General features: G+C 71.9%; 17 protein-coding genes and 1 pseudogene. 8 read left to right on the forward strand and 10 right to left on the reverse strand.

Features of this window, described 5'->3' with window-relative positions; genetic code table 11:
- Nucleotides 1–62: 62 nt before the first annotated feature.
- The 5 genes from BGM09_RS04435 to BGM09_RS04455 all read right to left on the reverse strand — a co-directional run bounded on the left by BGM09_RS04435 (nucleotide 63) and on the right by BGM09_RS04455 (nucleotide 7,566).
- Nucleotides 63–3,176 (reverse strand): glycoside hydrolase family 38 C-terminal domain-containing protein, encoded by a 3,114-nt coding sequence (locus BGM09_RS04435; protein WP_188280058.1) that lies wholly within the window; start codon nucleotides 3,174–3,176, stop codon nucleotides 63–65.
- Between the two features lie 71 nt (nucleotides 3,177–3,247).
- On the reverse strand, nucleotides 3,248–4,453 hold the full coding sequence (locus tag BGM09_RS04440) for a glycoside hydrolase family 76 protein (RefSeq protein WP_188280059.1): 1,206 nt from the start codon (nucleotides 4,451–4,453) through the stop codon (nucleotides 3,248–3,250).
- Nucleotides 4,454–4,467: 14 nt separating this feature from the next.
- Nucleotides 4,468–5,277, reverse strand: coding sequence for a carbohydrate ABC transporter permease (locus BGM09_RS04445; protein ID WP_188280060.1), 810 nt, complete (start codon nucleotides 5,275–5,277; stop codon nucleotides 4,468–4,470).
- Nucleotide 5,278: 1 nt separating this feature from the next.
- Entirely contained in the window at nucleotides 5,279–6,232 is a 954-nt protein-coding gene (locus BGM09_RS04450; RefSeq protein WP_188280061.1) for a carbohydrate ABC transporter permease, read from the reverse strand.
- The gene (locus tag BGM09_RS04455) at nucleotides 6,229–7,566 is read right to left on the reverse strand and encodes an ABC transporter substrate-binding protein (protein WP_188280062.1); all 1,338 of its coding nucleotides are present in this window, start codon (nucleotides 7,564–7,566) and stop codon (nucleotides 6,229–6,231) included. The genes BGM09_RS04450 and BGM09_RS04455 overlap by 4 nt, the downstream gene beginning before the upstream one ends.
- Before the next feature lie 235 nt (nucleotides 7,567–7,801).
- Between BGM09_RS04455 and BGM09_RS04460 the strand changes: the two genes are divergently transcribed.
- The 4 genes from BGM09_RS04460 (at nucleotide 7,802) to BGM09_RS04475 (ending at nucleotide 14,821) form a co-directional block, all read left to right on the forward strand.
- On the forward strand, nucleotides 7,802–9,496 hold the full coding sequence (locus BGM09_RS04460; RefSeq protein ID WP_317452523.1) for a class I mannose-6-phosphate isomerase: 1,695 nt from the start codon (nucleotides 7,802–7,804) through the stop codon (nucleotides 9,494–9,496).
- Nucleotides 9,493–10,506, forward strand: coding sequence for an ROK family protein (locus tag BGM09_RS04465; RefSeq protein ID WP_317452524.1), 1,014 nt, complete (start codon nucleotides 9,493–9,495; stop codon nucleotides 10,504–10,506). The genes BGM09_RS04460 and BGM09_RS04465 overlap by 4 nt, the downstream gene beginning before the upstream one ends.
- Nucleotides 10,507–10,567: 61 nt before the next feature.
- Nucleotides 10,568–11,566, forward strand: coding sequence for a LacI family DNA-binding transcriptional regulator (locus tag BGM09_RS04470; protein WP_188280080.1), 999 nt, complete (start codon nucleotides 10,568–10,570; stop codon nucleotides 11,564–11,566).
- Nucleotides 11,567–11,743: 177 nt separating this feature from the next.
- Nucleotides 11,744–14,821 (forward strand): alpha-mannosidase, encoded by a 3,078-nt coding sequence (locus tag BGM09_RS04475; protein WP_188280063.1) that lies wholly within the window; start codon nucleotides 11,744–11,746, stop codon nucleotides 14,819–14,821.
- 71 nt (nucleotides 14,822–14,892) lie between these two features.
- Here the strand turns inward: BGM09_RS04475 and BGM09_RS04480 are convergent, their stop codons facing one another.
- Nucleotides 14,893–16,149, reverse strand: coding sequence for an RNA polymerase sigma factor (locus BGM09_RS04480; protein WP_317452525.1), 1,257 nt, complete (start codon nucleotides 16,147–16,149; stop codon nucleotides 14,893–14,895).
- Complete coding sequence (locus BGM09_RS37410; RefSeq protein ID WP_223186292.1) at nucleotides 16,146–16,517, reverse strand: YciI family protein; 372 nt, start codon at nucleotides 16,515–16,517, stop codon at nucleotides 16,146–16,148. The genes BGM09_RS04480 and BGM09_RS37410 overlap by 4 nt, the downstream gene beginning before the upstream one ends.
- A 505-nt stretch (nucleotides 16,518–17,022) precedes the next feature.
- Between BGM09_RS37410 and BGM09_RS04485 the strand changes: the two genes are divergently transcribed.
- Both BGM09_RS04485 and BGM09_RS04490 read left to right on the forward strand, forming a co-directional pair.
- Nucleotides 17,023–18,261, forward strand: a complete 1,239-nt coding sequence (locus tag BGM09_RS04485; RefSeq protein ID WP_188280065.1) for an alginate lyase family protein — start codon at nucleotides 17,023–17,025, stop codon at nucleotides 18,259–18,261.
- Between the two features lie 116 nt (nucleotides 18,262–18,377).
- A complete protein-coding gene (locus tag BGM09_RS04490; RefSeq protein ID WP_188280066.1) occupies nucleotides 18,378–19,175 on the forward strand; it encodes an alpha/beta fold hydrolase in 798 nt (265 codons plus the stop codon).
- Here the strand turns inward: BGM09_RS04490 and BGM09_RS38745 are convergent.
- Nucleotides 19,148–19,771: a thaumatin family protein gene (locus tag BGM09_RS38745; RefSeq protein WP_317452526.1), complete on the reverse strand. Its 624-nt coding sequence runs from the start codon at nucleotides 19,769–19,771 to the stop codon at nucleotides 19,148–19,150. The two genes, BGM09_RS04490 and BGM09_RS38745, sit on opposite strands and share 28 nt — an antisense overlap.
- Between BGM09_RS38745 and BGM09_RS38750 the strand changes: the two genes are divergently transcribed.
- The gene (locus BGM09_RS38750; RefSeq protein ID WP_317452527.1) at nucleotides 19,755–20,051 is read left to right on the forward strand and encodes a hypothetical protein; all 297 of its coding nucleotides are present in this window, start codon (nucleotides 19,755–19,757) and stop codon (nucleotides 20,049–20,051) included. The two genes, BGM09_RS38745 and BGM09_RS38750, sit on opposite strands and share 17 nt — an antisense overlap.
- A 519-nt stretch (nucleotides 20,052–20,570) precedes the next feature.
- Here BGM09_RS38750 and BGM09_RS04500 read toward each other — a convergent pair.
- Together BGM09_RS04500 and BGM09_RS04505 are read right to left on the reverse strand one after the other, a co-directional pair.
- Nucleotides 20,571–21,551, reverse strand: a complete 981-nt coding sequence (locus BGM09_RS04500) for a helix-turn-helix domain-containing protein (protein WP_188280068.1) — start codon at nucleotides 21,549–21,551, stop codon at nucleotides 20,571–20,573.
- 172 nt (nucleotides 21,552–21,723) lie between these two features.
- A complete protein-coding gene (locus tag BGM09_RS04505) occupies nucleotides 21,724–22,320 on the reverse strand; it encodes an HD domain-containing protein (protein ID WP_188280069.1) in 597 nt (198 codons plus the stop codon).
- A gap of 125 nt (nucleotides 22,321–22,445) precedes the next feature.
- Between BGM09_RS04505 and BGM09_RS04510 the strand changes: the two are divergent.
- Nucleotides 22,446–22,959, forward strand: a pseudogene (locus tag BGM09_RS04510) (FUSC family protein); the annotation flags it as partial.

Raw genomic sequence — 22,959 nt, forward strand, 5'->3', positions numbered from 1 at the left:
CAACGGCAGACCTCCCCGCCCGCGAGCCCGCGGGCGGGGGAGTGTCGGTCGAGCGCGGCCGGTCAGGGTTCCGTGATCACCAGCAGCGCCGCCGTGCCTCCGGCGGCGATCCGTACCCGGAGCGTGCCGTCCGGCCGCGGAGCGACCGGCTCGCCGTTCTCGCCGAGGTAGGAGCAGCGCAGCGCGGCGGTGTACGGCGCGGTCAGCGCCACGTCCGCTGTCACCGGTTCGTCGGCGAAGGACTGGAGGCGGATCAGGAACGCGTCGGGCTCCTGGGGAAGCAGCCCCACCACCCGGACGTCCGGGTGGTCCACCGAGACGAGGGACGTCTCGGCCGTGTCACCGCCGACGGCGCCCGTGGCCCGTACCGCGAGCAGCGGGTGGCCGGGGTCGGAGGCGCGCATGCCCAGCGCCGACGCCGACGCCGGGTCACCGTATCGGCGCACCGCCACGCTGTAGCGGAAGGTCTGCTCGAAGGACTGCTGGCTGGGGAAGTTGGTGTCCCAGATGTTGTTGTGGACCCAGGAGTACAGCGTCCCCGGCTCCTGGCCGGGCACCGACGGCGGGTAGGGCACGTACGGGACGGCGATGTTGCCGTGCTGGAGGAGCGGCGCGTCATGGGTGGCCCAGCCCACGGCGGTGTCGCCCTCCGCGAGCGTGACCCAGCGGCGGATCGCCCGCATGTGCAGCGCGGAACCGGGGATCAGCGGCAGGCCGGTGCCGACGGCGCCGCCGCTGGCCTCCATCCGGACCACCGGGGCGTCGAGCGCGAAGGGGAAGGCGAAGAAGGCGCTCTCCTTCGTCATGGTGGCGGGTTTCGCCAGATGGTTGGCGATGTCGAGCCGGGCGACGCCGTGCGGCAGTGTGACCGTGGTGCGGAGCCGGGCCGCGCCCGGCGGCACGCACTCGTACACCAGGGTCTCCGCCACCGCCGAGGAGGTGCGCTCCACCAGTACGGACGCGGGTGCCACCTCGCGCCCGGCCAGCAGGTGCATGGAGTCGTCGGCGACGGTCTTGCTCGACTGGTGGTTGAAGCCGCCGGCCGTCGCGTACTGGTCGTAGACGTATCCGTTGAAGCCGAACACCGCGTCGTCCGCGACGAGTTCGGCGCCGGTGGCCTTGTCCACGACGGACGCGATACGGCTGCGGCGCAGATCGACCCGGACGGCCAGGAAGTCGTTCTCCAGCACGGCGCTGTCCGGCACGGCGCTGTCCGCCACGTCATCCTCAACCGAAGCCGGTTCGGCCTCCGTGACGTCCAGCCGGACCGTACCCAGCGGCGGCACGTCCGCCACCGTCACGTGCAGATGGCGTCCGGCGGCCCGGTGCAGCGGATTGCTCTGCGGCTCGCAGACCACCGGCAGGTCGCGGCCGTCGCGGCCGTCCGTCACCCGGACCGGGCGGTCCAGCGGCAGCACGCTCTCCGGCAGGAAGAAGCGGACCATGTCGGTGCGCGTCCGGCCGCGGGTGTTGACGACATGGAAGCTGGCACGGACGCCCGCGCCCACCGGCAGCGCGGAACCGAGCCGGTGCCCGGCCCGCTCCAGCAGCGCGAGGGCCCCGTCATGGGCCCGCACGGCCTGCCCGTACTTCCAGTGCCACTGCCGTTCCCCGGACTGGTGCCCCCGGCAGCCGTACGTCCAGGGGTCGCCCGCGCCCCAGGTGTGCTCGTTGAACAGGGACGCCGCCCGGTAGACGTCGGCGGTGTCCGCGGCCGGGGCCGGTCCGCCCTCGGCGCCGCGCAGCCCGGCCAGCGCGTCCAGCGTCTGGGCGTCGGTGAGCGCGGACTGGGCGGCGCGGTTCATCGCCATCGGCGCCGCCCCGGAGCCGACCCCGTCCACCCACCAGTCCGACCAGTCGCCCTCGAACGTCTCCAGCCGGTCGCCCAGGCGGGCTTCGGCGTCGGCGAAGAAGTCCTCGTGCCGGGAGAGCCGCAGGTGGGGGTAGGCCCACGTCTCGTTCCAGCGCCGTACGGTCTCGGCGGCCACCAGCCGCGGCGGCCCGTTGTCGGCGAAGGTGCCCAGCACCCGCAGGTGCAGCAGGTCCCACGGATACGGGTCCGCCTCGTAAGGGGCGTCCAGGATCGGGTAGCCGGGGACGCCCTTGCCCTGGTGCGGCACCGGATGGGCGGCCAGCGCCGTCAGATACGCGGGGAAGAGGTCGTCGACGGCCGCCGCGGACTCGTCGAAGCCGATGATCGAGCCCTCCATGTACGCCAGCCCGTGCGGAGTGTCGGTCCGCCACACCAGCAGCGAGCGTTCGTCGGAGGCACGCCAGCGGAACAGCCGCGGCAGCCGCGCCCCGCCGACCAGGTGCGGGACGGCCCGCCCGGCCCAGTTGTGCGCCACCGACAGGCCGCGGACGCCGTGTTCGACGAGCGCGTCCTGGAGACCGACCACCTGGCCCGGCACGTCGGTCTGCATCGCGGTGGTGAGGGACACCCCGTGACGTTCCCGGAGGTCGACCGCGTCCCGCAGCAGCTCGTGCAGTTCGTCCACCGAGCAGGTCTCGCTGTGCAGGTTGAACGGCAGCGCGGTCAGCTCGATCCGGCCCTCGTGAATCCGCCGGACGAATTCGGCGACCTGCCCCGGCGGCCGGTGCGCGGCCCAGTCGGTGAAGGTCGACAGGCCCTCCACCGACCAGCGGTAGCGCGCCGGTTCCGGCCAGTCGTCGGTGGCCCGGATCAGCTCAAGGCAGGTGTCGAGCGCCGCGCGGCCCTCGGCCAGCACGGTGCCCTGCGGGTCGGTGTAGCCGATGTCCAGGTGCGCGTGCTGCACCAGGTGCACGGTCCAGTGCCGCTGCGGGCGCAAGGTCAACGGCAGCGGCTCGGAAAGCCCGAGCCCCGGCAGGTCGAGCGTCGCGGACACCTCCGCGTCGACCTCCGGCACCAGCACCCGTACCGCGCCGGCAGGACCGTCGATCACCTCGCAGTCGACCGGGGCGCCGTCGGCGGACCGCAGCACCGCGTGGGTGAGAGGCGTCCGCGGGGCCGGATCGACGTCGACCCGGACCGACTGGGTCAGCCCGCCCGACGCGGCGCGCCGCAACAACGGCTCGGGGGACAGCCGGACCGTCGTCCCGCCGTGCTGGTGGACATGGGCGACGGCGCCGTCGCGCAGCGCGTCACGGGCGATGGTGGAGTCCCACCACGAGGGGCGGGTGTGACCTGAGGTCATCGGATGCGTGCTTCCTTGGCGTGGGGTGTGCGGTGAGACGGGGACGGGGACGGGGGCGGGCGCGGTCGCCGTCAGGTGGTGCGGTCGTAGTCCCTGGGGTCCCACGCCAGCAGCGAGAAGAGCTGGACTGCGGCGGACTGGTTGAGCGTGGCGATTGGCTGCGCGGGGTCGGGGGCGCCGCCGTTGCTCGCCTGGAAGCGGAACAGCCCCGTTGCCGGGTCCCGGTTCTCCGCCCACAGCCGGTCGGCGTAGTCGCTGAGGACCTGGCGGTACCGCGGGTCGTGGCGCTGGGAGTCCAGCAGGAGCAGGTCCTGGAAGAGGAAGGAGTTGAAGATGGCCGGCTGGCTGTACAGCCGGTCGTCCGCGGTCCAGTAGGCGAGGGCGCCGTCGGCGTCGCGCACCGCCTCGTCGAGGTACGCGCGGCGGCCGGTCGCGCGGTACAGCTCGGTGGCGGTGCCGATCATCGCGCCCGAGTTGTACGTCCACAGCGTCGTGTTGACGGTGCCGTTGTCGTCCCGGTCGTTCTGGTAGAGGCCGGGGGACTGCCGGAGGCAGGTCCTGTTCCAGTCGTACGCCTTGCGCGCCCAGTCCAGATACGTCGGTTCCCTGGTGATCTGGTAGAGGCCGGCGGACAGTTGCGCGAACAGGCCGGTCACGTTCGCCGCCCTGATGGTGTTGGCGTCGGTCTCGACCCAGTGCATGCCGCCGGGGCAGGTCTTGGCGGGATCGTCGTCCCAGGCGCGGGTGTCGGTGGTGAACGCCGCGCGGGCCTTGGCCAGCATCGCCCGGTCGCCGTCGGCCCGGTACTGCGTGAGGAACGACAGGCCGACCACCGCGTTGTCGTCGAAGAACAGGTCTCCGCCGGTGCCCAGCGGGGCGGACGGGTAGGAGTCGTATCCGGGACGGGCCGGATCGGTGGCCGCGTACTGCGGGAGGGCGGCGAAACGGTCCGCGACGTCCGTGCTGTACCGGCCCGCGTTGTGCGGGATGTTCCGCAGATAGACCGTGGCCTGGGTGGCCTCGCGGAACTCCCACAGGTACGAGTAGGGGTTGCCGTCCGGCGCCGCCGGGGTGGTCTCCCGGTACAGCTTGTGGCCCGCGGGGCCGAGATAGAGGTCGCGCTGGAGCGCTTGGTAGCTCGCCTCGGCGCGTCCGGCCCAGTCGGTGGTGCGATGGCCCTCGGCGTGCGCGACGGGGGCGGCGAGTAGACCGGCCGCGGCGGTGGCCAGCGCGGTCAGCAGCAGACCGGCCCGGCGGGCGGTACGCGCTGTTGTCATGGCAGGACTCCCTGTCAGGCGTTGAGTTTGAGGCTGGAGACGAAGAACCGCTGGGAGAGGAAGAAGATGACGACGGTGGGCAGCGACACCACCAGCGCGCCGGCCAGCACCACCGGCGGACCCACGTTGGAGTAGTTGCCCTGGAGGTCGGCCAGGGCCGCCATGATCGGCCGGATGTTGCGGCTGGTGGCCAGCGTGATGCCGAACAGCAGGTCGTTCCAGACGGCGACGAACTGGAAGACGAAGGCGGCGACCATCGCGGACTTCGACAGCGGCACGTAGATGCTCCAGAACAGCCGCCACCAGGAAGCGCCGTCCAGCCGGGCCGCCTCGATCACCTCGGACGGCAGCGTGGCCGCGAAGTTCCGCAGCACGAAGAAGGCGAACGGGATGGCGATCGCGACGTAGATGATCACCATGCCCATCTGGGTGTCGTACAGACCGGTGTTGGCGTACGCCAGGAACAGCGGGCGCAGGAAGACCTGGAGCGGCAGCAGGGTGCCCGCGTAGATCAGCCAGAACCACAGGGCGCGGCGCCGTACCGGCATGATCGCGGCGGCGAACGCGGCCAGCGAGGCCAGCAGTACGGCGCCGGCCGAACTGGCCACCGCGTAGTAGAGGCTGTTGGCCATGGCGGGACCGAGGTCGGCGAGATTCCACGCCGCGCGGATGTTGGAGAACAGACCGAAGCTGTTGGGGTACCAGCGCGGGCTGCCCGAGTAACTCCCCACCGACGTCAGCCCGTTGACCAGCAGCAGATACGTCGGCACGAACCAGAGCAGCGCCACCAGGACGACGACGGTGTTGCGGATGACTCTGCTCATGTCACACCTTGCCCTGGGTCGGTACTTGGCGGCGCAGATACGTCCAGGACGCCAGCAGCACGATGACCGTCAGCAGTACGGCGATGGCGGCGCCCGCGCCCGGCCGCAGGAACAGGAAGGTCTCCTGGTACATGGACACCGCCAGCGTCTCGGTGGCCCGGCCGGGACCGCCCTGGGTGAGGACGAAGATCAGGTCGAACGCCTTGAGCCCGTTCACCAGGCTCATCCCGATGACGATGATCGACACCGGACGCAACTGCGGCAGGACGATATGGCGGAACCGCGCCCACGGCCCGGCGCCGTCGAGCGCCGCCGCCTCCAGCGTGTCCGGCGCGATGCCCTGGAGTCCGACCATGAAGAGGATCACCGCGACGCCGGTCGCCTGCCATGAACTCGCGATGATCATCACGATCGTGTTGCCGGGCCAGCTCAGCAGCCAGGTGCCGGTCAGGCCGCCCAGATGAAGCCCCCTGAGCGCGCCGTTCACCGCTCCGTCGCTGGTGAGCATGAAATTCCACACCACCGCGACCGCGGAACCGGAGATCGCGTACGGGATGGTCACCGCGAGCCGGGCCGCGCGGCTCCACCGGGTCGCGTCGGTGAGCATCGCGATCAGCAGACCCATGCCGGTGGGCAGCACGATCGCGCCCACCACCCACATCAGGGTGTTCTCCAGGGACTTGAGCAGGTTCGGGTCGGTGAAGAAGGCGCGGTAGTTGGCGAACCCGTTGAAGGTCGAGTGGGTGTAGTCGCTGAAGAAGCTGCGATAGAGCGTGTAGCAGAACGGCGCGAGCAGGACCGCGGTCACCAACAAGGCGGCGGGCAGCAGGAAACCGCCGGCCATCAGCCGTTCCTTGAGCTGCGCCGCGGTCCGTCCCTTCGCCGCGGGCGGCGGCTTCGGACCGCCGCTCGGCAGCCCGCGCCGCGCACGGATCGAATCGGTCGTCACACTCATGAGCCGCCCTTCCGCCAGATGTCCCATTCCTTGTCCGCGCGCTTTTGCATCGAGCCGAGCGTCGAGCGGACCGCGCTGGGATGGATCATGAAATTGCCCAGGTCGAGGATGTTCCCCTGGATCAGATTGGGCGGACTCGCCTCGTTGTAGCGGGTGAGCAGGGTCCGGCGATTGCGCTTGATGTCCTGCTGCACGCCCTCGATCACCGGATTGGACGCGGGCACCGTCGGGTTCGCCGAGCTGTCCTGGAGGAAGTCCGACCACACCCGCTGCACCCTCGGGTCCAGCCAGTGGGAGACGGCGGCGATCCCGCCGTCGTGGTTGGCGGCGCGGCTCGGCACCGCGAAGACCCCCGACTCGGCGATCACCGACGGCTTGGTGCCGTCGTGCACCGTGGGCATGATGAACGCGCCGTAGTCGGTGCCCGGTGTGAGCCCGGCGGCGCCGATCGCGGCCGACTCCCAGGTGCCGTGCAGGAACATCGCCAGCTTCCCGGCCTTCATCCGCGCCGGGCCGTTGGCGCCGTCGAAGTCGGGCGCGGTCATCCAGCCCTTGGCGTAGAAGTCCCGCCAGAGCGTCAGCGCCTCCACCGCGGTGTCGTCGGTGTACTTCGCCTGTCCGTTGACGAGCCGTGTGTAGAAGTCCGGGTCGATCTTGCTGACCAGTTCCTCGAACCACTCGAACGCCGGCCAGACGCCGTTCTGCGTGGCGAGGAACGGCGTCACACCGTTCTTCTTCAGCACCTCGGCGTTGTGGGTGAACTCCGCCCAGGTGGCCGGCTCGTGGAGTCCGTACTTGGTGAACACCGGCTTGGCGTAGAAGAACACGTACGACGACTGGTACAGCGGGATGCCGTACACCTTGCCCTCGTAACTGACCGCCGGTTTCAGCTCGGTGGAGACCCAGCCGCGCTGGACCGCGGCCTCCCACGGGGCGCCGAGTTCGGTCAGCCCGCCGGAGCGTGCCAGCGAGTACAGCGGATAGCCCGACGCCCACTTGACGACGTCGGCGGCCCGGTTGGTCTGTACCGAGGTGTGGACCACCTCCTGGTAGGAGGTGGTGGAGGCGTTGGACAGCGGGCGCAGGTCGTAACCGCTGATCCGCTTGAGCACCGCGCCGGCCTTCTTGTAGCCGTCGGACCAGGTGGCGTTGTCGTTGTAGAGATTCGCCGCGCCGGGCACGCTCGTGGTGGAACTGCCCCGGGCGCAGCCGGCGAGCGCCGCCGCCAGTGCGAGGCCCCCGGCGCCGGCCAGCACTCCGCGGCGGGTGGGACCGTCTGGGGGGCTCGTCGAGCCGTCGGGCTCCGCCCTGTCATCAGCGCGGCCAGGTTGCATCGACCTGTCCTTCCGTCATCTGCCGTCCTGTGCGACCCCGGCTGGAAACAGCCGCCGGGTGCACGACCGCCTTGAAGGTAACGGTAACAATGAGGGGTGGCAAGGGTTCATCTGCCGGAAACCCGAAAATGCCGCGTGGGATGCCATTGATGGTCGACCGATCGAGGCCGATCGCTGGCAATGGGTTATGGTACCGATACCGTACTGAGTGACCCGAACGACGAAAGGTGTCCCCGTGCACCACGACGGCAGTGGCCTGCCCTACCAGCCCAATCCGCGCTACGACGCCGTCGGGGCATGGGCCCGGCGCGGCTGGGAGGCGGCCCTGGCCGAACTGCCGGAGCCCAGAGGCGTCCTGGCGGTGGACGGCCCATGGGCGCTCGACTGGGACGCCGTGCGCGCGGGCCTCGGGGCGGCCGGCCCCGGTCTGTCCTTTGTGGACATCCGCTCCCACCTGGCCCCCTGGTCGGAGATCGAAGCGCTCGGCGCGTCAGGACCGCTGGCCGACGACCCGCACTTCGCCGCCTTGTCCGAGGCGACTCTCGCCGACTTCTTCGGCCCGTTGCCCACCCCGGAGGCCGGCGACGGACTCACCGTCGTCTACGGCCCCGGCGCCGCGCTCGTCGCACACGACGTCCTCTGGTACGCGGATCTGCCCAAGCGGTACGCCGAGGCGGCCGTCACCGCCGGTACCGTTACCAACCTCGGGCAGCGGGAGGGCACGGCGCGCAATCGTCGGCTGTTCTACATCGACTGGCCGGTCCTCGACCGGCACCGCGACGGCCTCGCCCACCGCATCGACCGCTGGCTGGACCTCCAGGACCCCGCGGGGCCGGTGTCACTGAGCGGCGCCGCCCTGCGCGCCAGCGCCGCGGACCTCACCGGCCGCCCCTTCCGTACCCGCCCGACCTTCAACACCACGCCGTGGGGCGGCCAGTGGGCCCGCCGCGAACTCGGCTTCCACCCCGAGGGCCCGAACACCGCGCTCGGCTACGAACTCATCGCACCCGAGTCCGGGATCCTCATCGGCGACGACACCGCCCAGGTCGAGATCCCCTTCCAGCTCCTCGTGGCGCTGCACCCCGAACGGGTCATGGGCCCGCGCGTCCACGACATGTTCGGCAGTTCCTTCCCCATCCGCTTCGACTACCTCGACACCGTGGCCGGCGGAAATCTCTCCGTGCACTGCCACCCGCGGCCGGACTACATGAAGGACGTCTTCGGCTGGCCGTACACCCAGCACGAGACGTACTACCTGATGGTCGGCAGCGAGCAGAACACCGTCTACCTCGGCCTGCGCGGCGACGCCGACGTCGAGGAATTCCGCGGCCGGGCCCACGACGCCGACTCCGGCGGGAACGCCTTCGCCATCGAGGAGTTCGTGCAGACCTTCCCCGCCACCCCGCACCAGCTCTTCCTCATCCCCGGCGGCACCCCGCACGGCAGCGGCAAGGGCAATGTCGTGCTGGAGGTCAGCGCCACCCCGTACCTCTACTCGCTGCGGTTCTACGACTGGCTGCGCCGCGACGCCCAGGACCGGCAGCGCGCCGTCCACGTCGAGCACGCCTTCCGCAACCTCGACACCGAGCGGACCGGTGAGGCCGTCGGCCGGGACCTCGTCCAGGCCCCGCAGGCGGTGCGCAAGGGCGACGGCTGGCGCGAGGAGGTCATCGGGCAGCTCCCCGAGATGTTCTTCGTGGTCCACCGGCTCTCCGTCCAGGGCGCCGTCACCGCCCCGGACAGCACCGAAGGCCGCTTCCACGTGATCAACGTCGTCGAGGGCGAGGGCGTCGTGGTCCGCACCGAATCCGGCGCGCGGCACCGTCTGGGATACGCCGAGACACTGGTCATACCGGCCGCGGTCGGCGCGTACACCCTGACCGGCACGGGTGCGGGCGAGACCAGGATCGTGAAAGCGTTCGTGAAGTGAGCGAGCGTGGAGGGAGCACCGGCGCCGGGGGAGACGTCCGTCCCGGCGCCGGGACGCAGGCGAACTCCGGTGCGCAGGACGGCGCGGACACCGACGCCAGGGGCGCGGACCCGGGCCGGTCGGTCCCCGTCCTGGAGATCGGCGGCACGCATGTGACCGCCGCCCTCGTGCGGCTCGGCGGCGCGCGCTCCCGGGTGCTCGCCTCCCACCGCGAACCCCTCGACGGCCACGCGGGCGCCGACCGGATCACCGCCACCGTGCTGCGCGCCGCCCACGCCCTGCCGCCGGCGCCCCCCGCCCGCTGGGGCGTCGCGCTGCCCGGCCCGTTCGACTACGCCCGGGGCATCGCCCGCTACCGGGGCGTCGGCAAATTCGACGCGCTCGAAGGCACCGACCTCGGCGCTCTGCTGCGGGCCGGTCTGCCGTCCCGCACCGGTGTGGTCTTCCTCAACGACGCGGAGGCGTTCCTGCGCGGCGAGTGGGCGGAGGGCGCGGGACGCGGACACGCCAGGGTCGTCGGCATCACGCTCGGAACCGGCGTCGGCTCCGCCTTCCTGCACGACGGCGCGGCCGTCAACGACGGCCCGACCGTACCGCCGGAAGGCCGCGCCGACCTGCTCACCCACCACGGCGCCCCGCTGGAGGACCGGGTGTCCCGGCGGGCCCTGATCGCGGCCTACCGGCAGGCGTCGGGGCGCGACCTGGACGTACGGGAGATCGCGGCCGAGGCCAGGGGCGGGGACGGCGCCGCCCGGCGGGTGCTGGACGACGCCTTCGCCGTCCTCGGTGAGACCCTGGACCCGTGGCTGCGCCGCTTCGGTGCCACCGCGCTCGTGGTGGGCGGTTCGATGACCGGCTCCTGGGACCTGATCGGCCCGGCACTGAGCGCGGGGCTCCCCGCGGACCTCCCGCCGCCGCTGCCCGCGGCCCGGCCGGCCGAAGCCGGGCTGATCGGCGCGGCGCGGTACGCGGCCGAGGTTCCGGAAGACAACGATGCCTCTATTCTCTAGTCAACGAGCCGAGAGGGAGACCACCGTGGCCGGCGCGCCGCTCACCACCGCACCACCGACCATGAAACAGGTCGCCACCCTCGCCGAGGTCAGCGCGATGACCGTGTCCCGCGTCCTGCGCGGCGACACCGGCGTGTCGGCGGGCAAACGCGCACGCGTCGAGGCCGCGGTACGGCAGCTCGGCTACCGGCCCAACGCTCTGGCCCGCAACTTCCGGCACGGACAGGGCACCGGCACCATCGGCCTGATCGTCACGAACCTCGCCAACCCCTTCTACGCCCGGCTCGCGCTCGGCATCGAGGTGGCGGTCGCCGAGGAGGGCCTGCGGGTGATGATCACCAACACGGCCGGAGACGCGGGCCGCGAGCGCGACGCCGTCCGGGACTTCTCCGCGCGCCGGGTCGACGGCGTGATCCTCGTACCGGCGGGGGCCGACCAGGCGTATCTGGCCGAGGAGTTGCCCACCTCCCTGCCGGTGGTCACCGTCGCCCGGCCCCCGGCCGGTTTCGAGGCGGACTGCGTCCTGGTCGACGACTTCGGCGGCGCGTACGCGGCGACCAGCCGACTGCTGGCGGCCGGACACCGCAGGATCGGCTTCCTCGGCAACCCGCCGTCGGTGTACACCGGTTCCGAGCGCTACCGCGGCTACAGCGCGGCCCTCCACGAGGCGGGCATCGACCCCGACGACGCGTTGGTCAAGCGCGGCCAGGAGGATCTCGCCTCGGCCGAGGCGGCGGCGGCCGAACTGCTCGCGCTGCCCGCCCCGCCCACCGCGGTGTTCTGCACCAACAACCGCAACACCCTGGGCGCGTACCGGGCGTTGCGGCACCACGGCGCCGGCGCGACGCTCGCGGGGTTCGACGACTTCGACCTCGCCGACGTGCTCAGCGTGCCGGTGCTGGTGGTGGACTACGACCCCGACGAGATCGGGCGCCGCGCCGCCCAGTTGCTCGGCGAGCGCCTGGCCCGCCAGGGCGCCGGAGCGCTGCCGCCGCGCCGGGTCGTGGTGCGCACCACGATCATCGCCCACGGTGAGGACCGCGGCCCGGAGGTGTCCTAGCCGCGCGCCGCGCGCCCAACGTGCCCTGGGAACATGCGCGTTGTCCGCCCGGAGCCTTGCGATCCCGCCGCCCGCCGAGCACCGCCCGTCTCCGCCCCGCCCGTCTCCGCCCCGCCCGTCTCCGCCCCGCCCGTCAGCCATTCGACCCGGCCGCCCACCACACCCCGGAGCCCGTACATGCACGACGACCGCAGCCTCATCGAGTCCCGCCTGGAACGCGTCCTCAACGAGCGCATCCGCCCCGCGGTGTACGGGGAACGGGTGCCGCTGACCGTCGGCATCTGGGACGCGCCCGACGAGCCGGTCCCGGTGGCCGAAGGCATCGCCGCGGCCCGCGGGCCGATCGCGCCCGGCGAGCCGTGGGGTCCGCCGTGGGGGACGAGCTGGCTCACCGTCAGCGGCACCGTGCCCGAGGCGTGGGCGGGCCGCACCGTCGAGGCGCTGCTGGACCTCGGCTTCGAGCGGGACACCCCCGGTTTCCAGTGCGAGGGCCTGGTCTACCGGCCGGACGGTACCCCGGTGAAGGGCCTGAACCCGCGCAATCAGTGGGTGCGTGTCGGCGATCCCGTCACCGGTGGCGAGCAGATCCTGCTGCACGTCGAGGCCGCCGCCAACCCGATCGTGCTGGACAACCCGCCCTTCCGCCCGACCGCTTTGGGCGACAAGGAGACGGCGGGCCGCGCGCCGCAGTACGTCCTGGGCCGGATGGACCTGGCCGTGCTCGACCGCACGGTCTGGGAACTCGTGCAGGACCTCGAAGTGCTGGGCGAGCTGATGCCGGAGCTGCCCGCCGACTCGGCCCGCCGCTGGGACATCCTGCGCGCGGTGGAACGGGCGCTCGACGCGATCAACCTCCAGGACGTGGGCGGCACCGCCGAGGCGGCCCGAGCCCTGCTGGCCGACGTACTGGCCGCGCCCGCGCACGCCTCGGCCCACCGGATCAGCGCGGTGGGTCACGCGCACATCGACTCCGCGTGGCTGTGGCCGCTGCGCGAGACCGTCCGCAAGGTGGCCCGCACCACCGCGAACATGACGGCCCTCATTGAGGACGAGCCCGACTTCGTCTACACCATGTCCCAGGCACAGCAGTACGCCTGGATCAAGGAGCACCGCCCCGAGGTCTACGCCCGGGTCCGACAGGCCGTCGCCGACGGGCGGTTCGTGCCCACCGGCGGAATGTGGGTCGAGTCGGACACGAACATGCCCGGCTCCGAGGCGATGGCCCGTCAGTTCGTGCACGGCAAGAGGTTCTTCCTGGACGAGTTCGGCATCGAGAGCGACGAGGTCTGGCTGCCGGACACCTTCGGCTTCGCGGCCGGGCTGCCGCAGATCATCCGGGCGTCCGGGTCGAGTGCGCTGCTGACCCAGAAGATCTCCTGGAGCCGTACCAACTCCTTCCCGCACCACACCTTCGCCTGGGAGGGCATCGACGGCAGCCGGGTCTTCACGCACTTCCCGCCGATGGACACCTACAACGCGGGCCTGGAAGGCCGCGAAGTCGCCCACGCCGCCCGCAACTTCAGGGAGAAGGGCATGGCCGGGCGGTCGCTGGCGCCGACCGGGCTGGGCGACGGCGGCGGTGGCACGACCCGCGAGATGATCGCCAAGGCCGCCCGGCTGCGCGACCTGGAGGGTTCGGCCCGGGTGGAGTGGGAGTCCCCGGCGGAGTTCTTCGCCAAGGCCCGCGCCGAGTACCCGGAACCGCCGGTCTGGGTCGGGGAGTTGTACCTCGAACTGCACCGCGGCACGCTGACCAGCCAGGCCGGCACCAAGCAGGGCAACCGCCGCAGCGAGCATCTGCTGCGCGAGGCGGAGCTGTGGTCCGCGACCGCCGCCGTACGGGCCGGATCGCCGTACCCGTACCAGGAGTTGGACCGGATCTGGAAGACGGTGCTGCTGCACCAGTTCCACGACATCCTGCCCGGCTCGTCCATCGCGTGGGTGCACCGCGAGGCCGAGGCGACGTACGCCGCCCTCGCGGTGGAGCTGCGGTCGATCATCGACGCCGCCCAACTCGCCCTGGCTGGCGCGCCGTCGCAGGACGGAGAGGGGGCCCTGGTCTTCAACGCGGCCCCGCACGCCCGCGGCGGTGTCCCGGCAGGGGGCGCCGCGCGCGTCGCCGACACCGGCGCCGACGGGACGGTCACCGCTTCGGCCCGCCCCGGCGGCGGCCACGTACTGGACAACGGCCTGCTGCGGGTCGAGATCGACGACCGCGGGCTGGTGGTGTCGGTCCACGACCTCGCCGCGGACCGCGAGACCCTCCCCGAGGGACGCCCGGCCAACCTGCTCCAGCTCCACCCCGACTTCCCCAACATGTGGGACGCCTGGGACGTGGACGCGTACTACCGCAACACCGTCACCGACCTGACCGCGGCCGACCGCGTCGAGGTGACCGCCGCGACGGCCCACGCCGTCACCGTCCGGGTCGAGCGTTCGTTCAGCCTCTCGCGCGCCGTGCAGGACCTCACCCTCACCGCCGGGCACAAGCGCCTCGACGTCTCCACCGAGGTCGACTGGCGCGAGACGGAGAAGTTCCTGAAGGTGGCCTTCCCGCTCGACGTCCACGCCGACCGCTACGCGGCCGAGACCCAGTTCGGCCACGTCTACCGGCCCACCCACACCAACACCAGTTGGGACGCCGCCCGTTTCGAGGCGTGCAACCACCGGTTCCTGCACCTCGCCGAGCCCGACTGGGGCGTGGCCCTGGTCACCGACTCCACCTACGGCCACGACGTCACCCGCTCCACCGGCGGCAGCGCCCCCGGCGCCGCCGTCACCGTGCGCCTGTCCCTGCTGCGCGCGCCCCGCTTCCCGGACCCGCAGACGGACCAGGGCGTCCACCGCTTCCGCTACGCCCTGCTTCCCGGCGCGTCCATCGGCGACGCCGTCCGCGAGGGGTACGCCATCCACCTGCCCGAGCGCCGCGTGCCGGGCGCCACCGCGGTCGACCCGCTGGCGACGGTCGACCAGGAGGGCGTCGTCGTCAGCGCCGTGAAGCTCGCCGACGACGCGAGCGGCGACATCGTCGTACGCCTCTACGAAGCCCACGGCGCCCGGACCCGCACCACCCTGACCCCTGGCTTCGCCCTTCGCGCCGCCACCCCCTGCGACCTGCTGGAACGCCCGCTGGCCGACCAGCCGCCCGCCGAGATCCGCGACGGCGCCGTGGCCCTGCGCCTGCGGCCGTTCGAGATCGTCACCCTCCGCCTGACCCCCTCGACGGACACCGCGCCGCCCCCGGCCGAGCACTGACGCCCGAGCGCTGACCCCCGAGCGCTGGCCCGCCCGTCGGTACGCGGTCGCCGTACCCCGCTGTCACCCGCTCAGTGCGCGCCCGGCTTCAGACGGCTCGCGCGTGACTCCAGGAAGCGGCGCTCGGTGAGGCTGGCCGTGCCGCGGGCGGCGAGGAGATAGTGCTCGCGGGCGGCCGGGAGGTCGCCGGAGCGCTCCAGGAGATGTGCGCGGACGACGTGGAGCCGGTGGTGGCCCTCGACGCGGGCGTCGTCGTCCAGGGTGGCCAGCAGGTCGAGCCCGGCCTGCGGCCCCTGGACCTCGGCGAGGGCGACGGCGCGGTTGAGGGTGACCATCGGGTTGGGCGCGATCCGCTCCAGGATCTTGTACAGGGTGTGCACCTGGTGCCAGTCGGTGTCCTCGGTGCGTTCCGCGGCGGCGTGCGTCGCGGCGATGGCGGCCTGGAGCTGATACGGCCCGAGCGCCGAGCGGGCCATGGCCGTACTGATCAAAGCGGTGCCCTCGGCGATCAGGCCGGCGTCCCAGAGCGTACGGTCCTGCTCGTCCAGCGGGATCAGGTCGCCGCCGGGACCGGTCCTGGCGGCGCGGCGCGCGTCGGTGAGGAGCATGAGGGCGAGCAGACCGGCGACCTCGCCGTCCTCGGGCAGCAGCCGATCGACCATACGGGTCAGCCGGATCGCCTCGTGGGCGAGGTCGGCGCGGTGCAGCGCGGCCCCGGAGGACGCGGTGTAGCCCTCGTTGAAGATCAGGTACAGCACGTGCAGGACGACCCGCAGCCGCTCCTCGCGCTCACGTGCCTCCGGCAGGGTGAAGCGGCTGCCCGCCGCCTTGATCCGCTGCTTGGCCCGGCTGATCCGTACGGCCATGGTGGCCTCGGGCACCAGGAACGCGCGGGCGATCTCCGCCGTGGTCAGACCGCCGACCGCGCGCAGTGTCAGGGCGGTCTGCGAGCCGGGCGTCAGCGCCGGGTGGCAGCACAGGAACAGCAGTATCAGGGTGTCGTCACCCTCCGGCGCGCCGTCCCCGCCGGGACCAGGGCTGACGCCCGCCTCCCGCTCGGGGGACCGGGCCGCCGCGGCCGTCTCCCGCGCCCTGCGGGCGTGGTCGCCGCGGATCTGGTCGATCAGCCGGCGGGAGGCCGCGGTGATCAGCCAGCCGCGCGGATGCTCCGGCACACCGTCGGCCGGCCACGTCACGGCCGCGGCGAGCACCGCCTCCTGCACGGCGTCCTCGCACTCCTCGAACTGGCCGTGCCTGCGGACCAGCACACCGAGGACCTGCGGCGTCAGCTCGCGCAGCAGGTCCTCGGTCACGGTGTCGGTGCTCACATCTCCAATTGTCCACTGGAGAACATCACCTGGCGCACCTCGATGCCCAGGCCCTCCACCTTCGCGTCGGGGATCATCGCGGCGAGATCCAGAGCGCGCTCTCGGTTCTCGCAGTCGATCAGGTAGAAGCCGCCGAGGTACTCCTTGGTCTCCAGGTACGGCCCGTCGGTGACGACCCGCTGCCCATCGCGTACCCGCACGACGGCGCTCTGCGAGATGTCGGCCAGGCCCTGCGTGAGGATCATCTCGCCGGACTCGGTGACCGTGTTGATGAAGGCGTCGTGGCCGCCCATGACCTCGTTGCGCTCCTCCTCGGTCAGCGCGTTCCACACCGCCGGGTTCATGTGCATGATCAGCAGAAACTTCATCGCTACTCCTTCGTCCCGCGCGGACGCCATCCACGGATGCCCCGCGCGTATGTCGTACGTGTGTGCCGTACGCCGAACCCCTTCCGGGTCCGTGCACCACACAGTCGGAGCCGCGGACGGCTTCTTGACATCGGCGGCCCATCGAATTTCGGCCAGCTCCGAAAAATTCTCGCAGCCGGACGTCGAGAAGCCCGTCGCCGCTCCGACCGGTGCGCGAAAGAGATCCGAACCGGCGCAGGAGCGGACATGCCGGACAACACTTTCCCGGCCCCGAAACGAGTGGAACCGTTTTCTTCGTCGATGACGCCGCCCGCCCGGCGCAGGGGCTTGACGGAGGGATTAGTCCGTACCTATGGTCTGCGGTCAGTCAAGTGTTCAGAAATGCAAGCTCAGTTCACACTCAAGAACATGCGGGTGCACGCCGGGGAACACGCGCTCACCAACGCGCACACCCGGGAACGCCCCGCTCGCGAACAGCCCCCACTCAAGATCGGATGGTCACCGCATGGCAGGCACCCCCACGCCCTCGCCCGCGCGCCACCGCCGCCGCGTACGGCGTCCTGTTCTGCTGGTCACCGCCGCCTGTGCGGCTGCGGCCCTTGTAACCGGTTTCTCCGCCTGGCCCGGAGGCGCCCAGCGCGCCAGCGCCGCACCGGCCGCCTTCGTCCACCCCGGAGTGACCGTCTCCGCCGCCCAGCTCGACTTCGCCCGCGCCAAGGTGCAGGCCAACGCCGAGCCGTGGAAGAGCGCGTACAACCAGATGATGGCCAGCTCATACGCCTCGCTGACCCGTACGCCCAAGCCGCGTGCGAACGTCGAGTGCGGCTCGTACTCCAACCCCAACAACGGCTGCACGGACGAGCGAGAGGACGCGATAGCGGCCTACACCGACGCCCTGGCCTGGTACTTCACCCGTGACGCGCGCTACGCGCAGGAGTCCATCAAGCTGATGGACGCGTGGTCGGCGACGATCACCCAGCACACCAACAGCAACGCCCCGTTGCAGACCGGCTGGGCGGGCTCGTCATGGCCCAAGGCCGCCGACATCATCAAGTCGACCTACACCGGCGGCTGGCCGAACGCCGGGCGCTTCGGCACCATGCTCCGCAACGTCTACCTGCCCGAGATCATCAACGGCTCGAACAGCAACGGCAACTGGGAGCTGTCGATGATGGAGGCCGCCGTCGGCATCTCCGTCTTCCTCGACGACAAGACCGACTACGACAAGGCGATGGCCAAATTCCGCACCCGCGCGGCGGCCTATGTCTACATCGCCGCGGACGGAGCGCTGCCCAAGACGGTGCCGAGCCAGAACCTCGACACCAAGGCCAAGATCGTCAGTTACTGGCAGGGCCAGTCCACCTTCGTCGACGGGCTGACCCAGGAGACCTGCCGCGACTTCACGCACACCGGCTACGGCATCTCCGCGATCTCGCACATCGCCGAGACCAGCCGCATCCAGGGCGACGACCTGTACGGCACGGACGTCGGCGAGCGGCTGCGGCAGGCGCTCGGCTTCCAGTCCAAGTACGAACTGGGTACGGCGCCGCCGAGCTGGCTGTGCAACGGCAGTGTCAACCGCGGCCTCGGCCCGATCACCGAGACCGGATTCAACGCGCTGCACACCCGGCGCGGGGTCGCGATGACCAACACGCAGACCCTCACGCAGAACAACCGGCCGGCGGGTTCCAACAACCTCTTCGTGGCCTGGGAGACCCTCACGAACGCCGAGAACCCCAACTGACCGACGGATACGCCGAATCACGCGAGGGCCGCGCACCCCCATCGGGATGCGCGGCCCTCGTCGCGGAGGGCGAAAACCGGAGGGAATCACGCGGCGCGGTGCGTACCGTCTGCCGGATGACTCTCTCTCACGACACGGCGGGCGACGGCCCCGCACTGGTACTCCTGCACGCCGGGATCTGCGACCGGCGGATGTGGGACCCGCAGTGGCAGCCGCTGGTCAACGCGGGTTACCGCGTGGTCCGCCCCGACCTGCGCGGCTTCGGCCTGACCCCCGCGCCGGACGCGCCGTACAACAACGCCGACGACGTGATCGGGCTCCTCGACGCGCTCGGCATCGGGCAGGCGGCGCTCGTCGGCTCCTCCTACGGCGGCAAGACCTCGCTGGAGATCGCCGCGCGCCACCCCGAGCGGGTCGCCGCGACGGTGCTGCTGTGTCCGGGAATGGCCGGGCACGAAGCCTCCGCCGAGCTCGACGCGCTGGACGAACGCGAGGAGGCGCTGCTGGCGGCGGGCGACCTCGCGGGCGCCGTCGAGCTGATGGTCGAGACCTGGATCGGCCCCGAGGGCGACGAGGCCACCCGGCAGGCCGTACGCGTCCAGCAGCGGAACGCCTACGAAGTGCAGCTCGCCGCCGCGGAGTTCGACCAGCTCCGCCCGCCGTGCGACCTCGCGGCGGTACGGGCGCCGTCCCTCGTCGTCTCCGGCGCCCACGACCTGGCGGACTTCCGGCGGATCGCCGCCCGGCTGCCCGGACTGCTCGCCGACGCCGGCCACCTCGAACTGCCCTGGGCCGGACACCTGCCCAGCATGGAACGGCCCGCCGCCGTCACCCAACTGCTGAAGGACTTTCTGGGGGAGAGGTGGGGTGAGGCCCCGCGCGCGTCTCAGGTGACGCCGAAGGTCACCCGGTAGTCGCACCGCCCCTTGCACGACATCGTCGCCGCGTCGTCGAAGGCGTACGAATAGGCGTACGGCGCGGCCTTCTTGAACACCTGCGTGTAGTCCACCGGCCACTTCGACGGCACGCAGTTCTCCCGCCCGGCCCACGCGCCCTGGCAGCAGTAGGTGTCCCCGCCGAAGGCCGCGCACGGCGGCTTGCAGCCGACGACCTGGCCGCCCGACATGGCCCGCATGGCGCTGGGGCAGTCCACCGGCTTGGTGCACGCGCCCTTGTAACAGCCCGTCGCACTCACCGGATCGGCGGTCACGGTGTGCGAGATGTTGATGTACATCGGCAGATTCGCGCCGTCGACCATGCTCACGTCGTAGAAGTCGAGCCCCGCGTACGCGTCGAAGGTGAACTCACCCAGTGTGGTGGGCGGGTTGGCGCCCGCGCACTGCGACGTGCAGTCCCCGGTCAGACACGCGCCCTGGCCGCCGGACGCGCAGCCGGTACGGCCCCAGATCCGGCCGCCCCACTTGTTGCCCACGGTGAGGGACGTGCTCTGCCCCGGCCGCAGCTCACGGCCGTTCGGATACGCGGCGGTGCCGGTGACGATCGCCCACACCGTCTCCTGCGTACGGTTGACGACGGTGATCGTCCGCCCGCCGCCCGAACCGCCCCCGGCCGCCGCTGACTTCGGCGCGGACGGTTTCGGCGACGACGGCTTGGGACTCGGCCGGTGCGAGGGGCGCGCGGTCGGCGACGGCGAGGCGGTCGCGCGGGGCGCGGAGGCCGAAGGCGACCCGGACACGGTCGGGGCCGCCGGAGCCGAAGCCGCGGCCTGGCGCGTCACCGCCTCCGTACTCGCGGAGCCGTCACCGCCCGGCGAGGACGGCCAGGAGTAGACCACCCCGCTCGCGACCACGGCGGCCACGACCAGCCCCCACCAGCCCCGTACGGATCTCGTCCGCCGCCTGCGTCCCATCGTGCCGCCTCCAGCCGTGCCACGTGCATCGGTACACGTCGGAGACCCCGTGGGACGCGGCCGGATAACACAAACCGTCCGGCGACGGCATGGCGAGGGGCGGGAACACCCCCGTGGCTCCCGCCCCTGTCACCCGGACCGCGACCGCCTAGGTCTCGTCGTCGTGCAACGGCACCCAGTTGGCGCGGCGGCGGGCGGCCTTCGGCGGGTCGATGCGCATGATCGGTTCCTGTCTGTCGGCGAACCGCCCGTGGTGGACCGCCCTCACGGGCGACGGGCGGGCCGCCCCGTGGCCGGGGTCCGCGGGTGACGGGCCCGACCGGGGGCGTGCACGGGCCAGCCTGCCGGTCATGGCGCCGGCCTGTCGTTAGCAGCCGGTCGCCTGACGTCTTGGCAATGCGTCCACACCGGCCGCCGGACGAGACTTTGCGGACACGCCCTAGGAACCCGCACGCGGACGTACGGACTGCTGCCGGTGGTCGGTGGGCGCCGCTCCGTGCACGGCGCGGTAGGCGCGGCTGAAGTCGGCCGCCCGCGGAAAGCCCCAGCGGGCGGCGATGAGATGGATCGGCGTCTCCAGCAGCGCCGGATCGGCGAGGTCGCGACGCGCGCCCTCCAGCCGCAAGCGGCGTATGTACGAGGCGACGGTCTCGGCCTCCGCCTGGAAGAGCCGGTGCAGGTAACTGCGCGAAATGTGGTGCACCGCGGCGATATGACGAGGCGTCAGCTCCGGGTCGTGCAGATTCTGGCGGATGAAGGACTTCACCCGCAAGGTGAGCGCCCGGGTCCGCGTCTCCGGCGTCAGCGCCGCCTCGGCGTCCAGGGCGTGCGCGAGGAGCGCCGCCACGAGGTCGACCAGCACGGCGCCCAGCCGAGGACCGTCGGAGGGCGCGTACGGCACGGTGTCCGCGGCGAGCTGGGTGAGGAACTGCGCGAGCAGCGCGCCCACGCCCTCGCGTCCGGTGATGTGCCGCCCGATCACCTTGTCCAGCCGGTGCTGCGGAAGCGGCAGCAGCACCTTGGGGATTTCGACGCCCACCGAGGAGATCGACCCGTGCCCGGTCCAGATCTCGTACGGCCGCGAGGAGTCGTTGGTGTGGATGTCGAACGCGGCGTAGGAGTTCTCCTCCCGGCCCCAGGTCACCCCGGCCTCACCGCTCAGCAGGAGCGAGAGGTGGTAGACCTCGGGGTCGGACTGCCGGATCAGCTTCGGGGTGCGCAGGAAGACCAGTTGCTCGAAGGTCGCGGGCCAGACCGACACCGCGCCCAGCCCGATCAGCCGCTGATGCGCCGTGAAGTCGGCCGCGCACTCGCTCTCCAGCCGCATCGGGGCGTGCGTACGGTTCATGCACTCGCGCCAGGCGTCGAATCGGTCCTCGACCGCCAGGTCCTCGCTGCGGAAGACCGTCTCCGCCAGCATCGCCACACCTACTTCCGCACCGCGACATCGCGCCGCCGACGTCGTGCCCGCCCCGGCCGTCCCGGAAAGCGGAACGTACGGCGCCGCGTCGGCGACCCCGGTGAGTTTGCCATGCGCCCCCGGCGAGCCCCGCACGGCGTCCGGCCGGCCGCCGTCCCGGCACACCCCGCGGTCAGGTCCTTTGCACGTCACCGCGCCGGACGCGGTGCCCGTACTCGGCGATCAGCGGTTCGAGGTCCGGCTCACCGAATTCGGTGACCAGCGCACGGAACGCGACCACCTTGTCCGGGCCGAACCGCGCCACCTTCCCGGCGTACGCGGCGGCGTCCAGGAACTTCGGCGGGCTGGACTTGGAGTGGAACTTGTCCGCGTACATCACCAGCCGCTCCTCGACGGACCCGGCGACGTACTCACCGGGCGGGATGGGCAGCCGCTGCCGCTCGATGTCGGCGCGCGTCAGCCCGACACCGGTGTGGTGGGAGGCGAAACGGCACAGTTCCTCCGGCAGGCCCTCCGCGCGCAGCAGTTCATGGCCGAGCACACCGTGCCGGACGTACGCGTCGTCGCCCAGCCGGTAGACACCGATGTCGTGCAGGAGCGCACCGGTCTCGACGAGCCCGGTGTCGACCGGCTCGGGCGAACGCGCGGCCAGGTCGAGGGCGATCCGCGCCACGATCTCGCAGTGGGTGCGGACGAGGGACAGGGACTCGCGGGTCGGAGCGTACTTCTCGTGCAGCGCGCGCACGCTCTCGGCGGTGGGAAGATTCACTTCCGCAGCGTATGACCCGACACCCCGCGACGGGGGCCCGCGGGCGGCCGTACGCAGTGCGATGCTCTGCTGATGACCACAGAACCGGACGCCGCGCGGCGGGCACGACGACACGGGGCGCCGCCGTGCTGAACGTCCTGAACCGGCTCCGCACCCGCGACGCGGACCTGTCCGCGCTGCGCCGCGCCGGACGCGCCGCGATCGTCATGCCCGCCCTGTTCGCCCTGTGCGACAAGGTCGTCGGCAACCCGGCCATGGCCACCTTCGCCTCGTTCGGCGCGCTGTCCGGCCTGCTCTTCGTCGACTTCAGCGGCGCCATGAGCCAACGGCTCGCCGCGCAGACCGGGCTGGTGGCGGCGGGCGCGGTCCTGGTGACCGTCGGGACGCTCGCGTCGCGGACGACGTGGCCGGCCGTCCTGGTCACCCTCGTCGTCGGTTTCCTCGTCCTGTTCGCCGGGGTCGTCAGCTCGGTGCTGGCCAGCGCCTCGACCGCGCTGCTGGTCGCCTTCGTGCTGCCGGTGACGCTGCCCGCCCCGGTGAGCGCGCTGCCCGACCGGCTCGCGGGCTGGCTGCTGGCCGGGGCGGCGTCGGTGATCGCCGTCGGCCTGCTGTGGCCCGCGCCCCGGCGCGAACCGCTGC

This window comes from Streptomyces sp. CBMA29 (genome assembly GCF_014596445.1).
GTDB lineage: Bacteria > Actinomycetota > Actinomycetes > Streptomycetales > Streptomycetaceae > Actinacidiphila.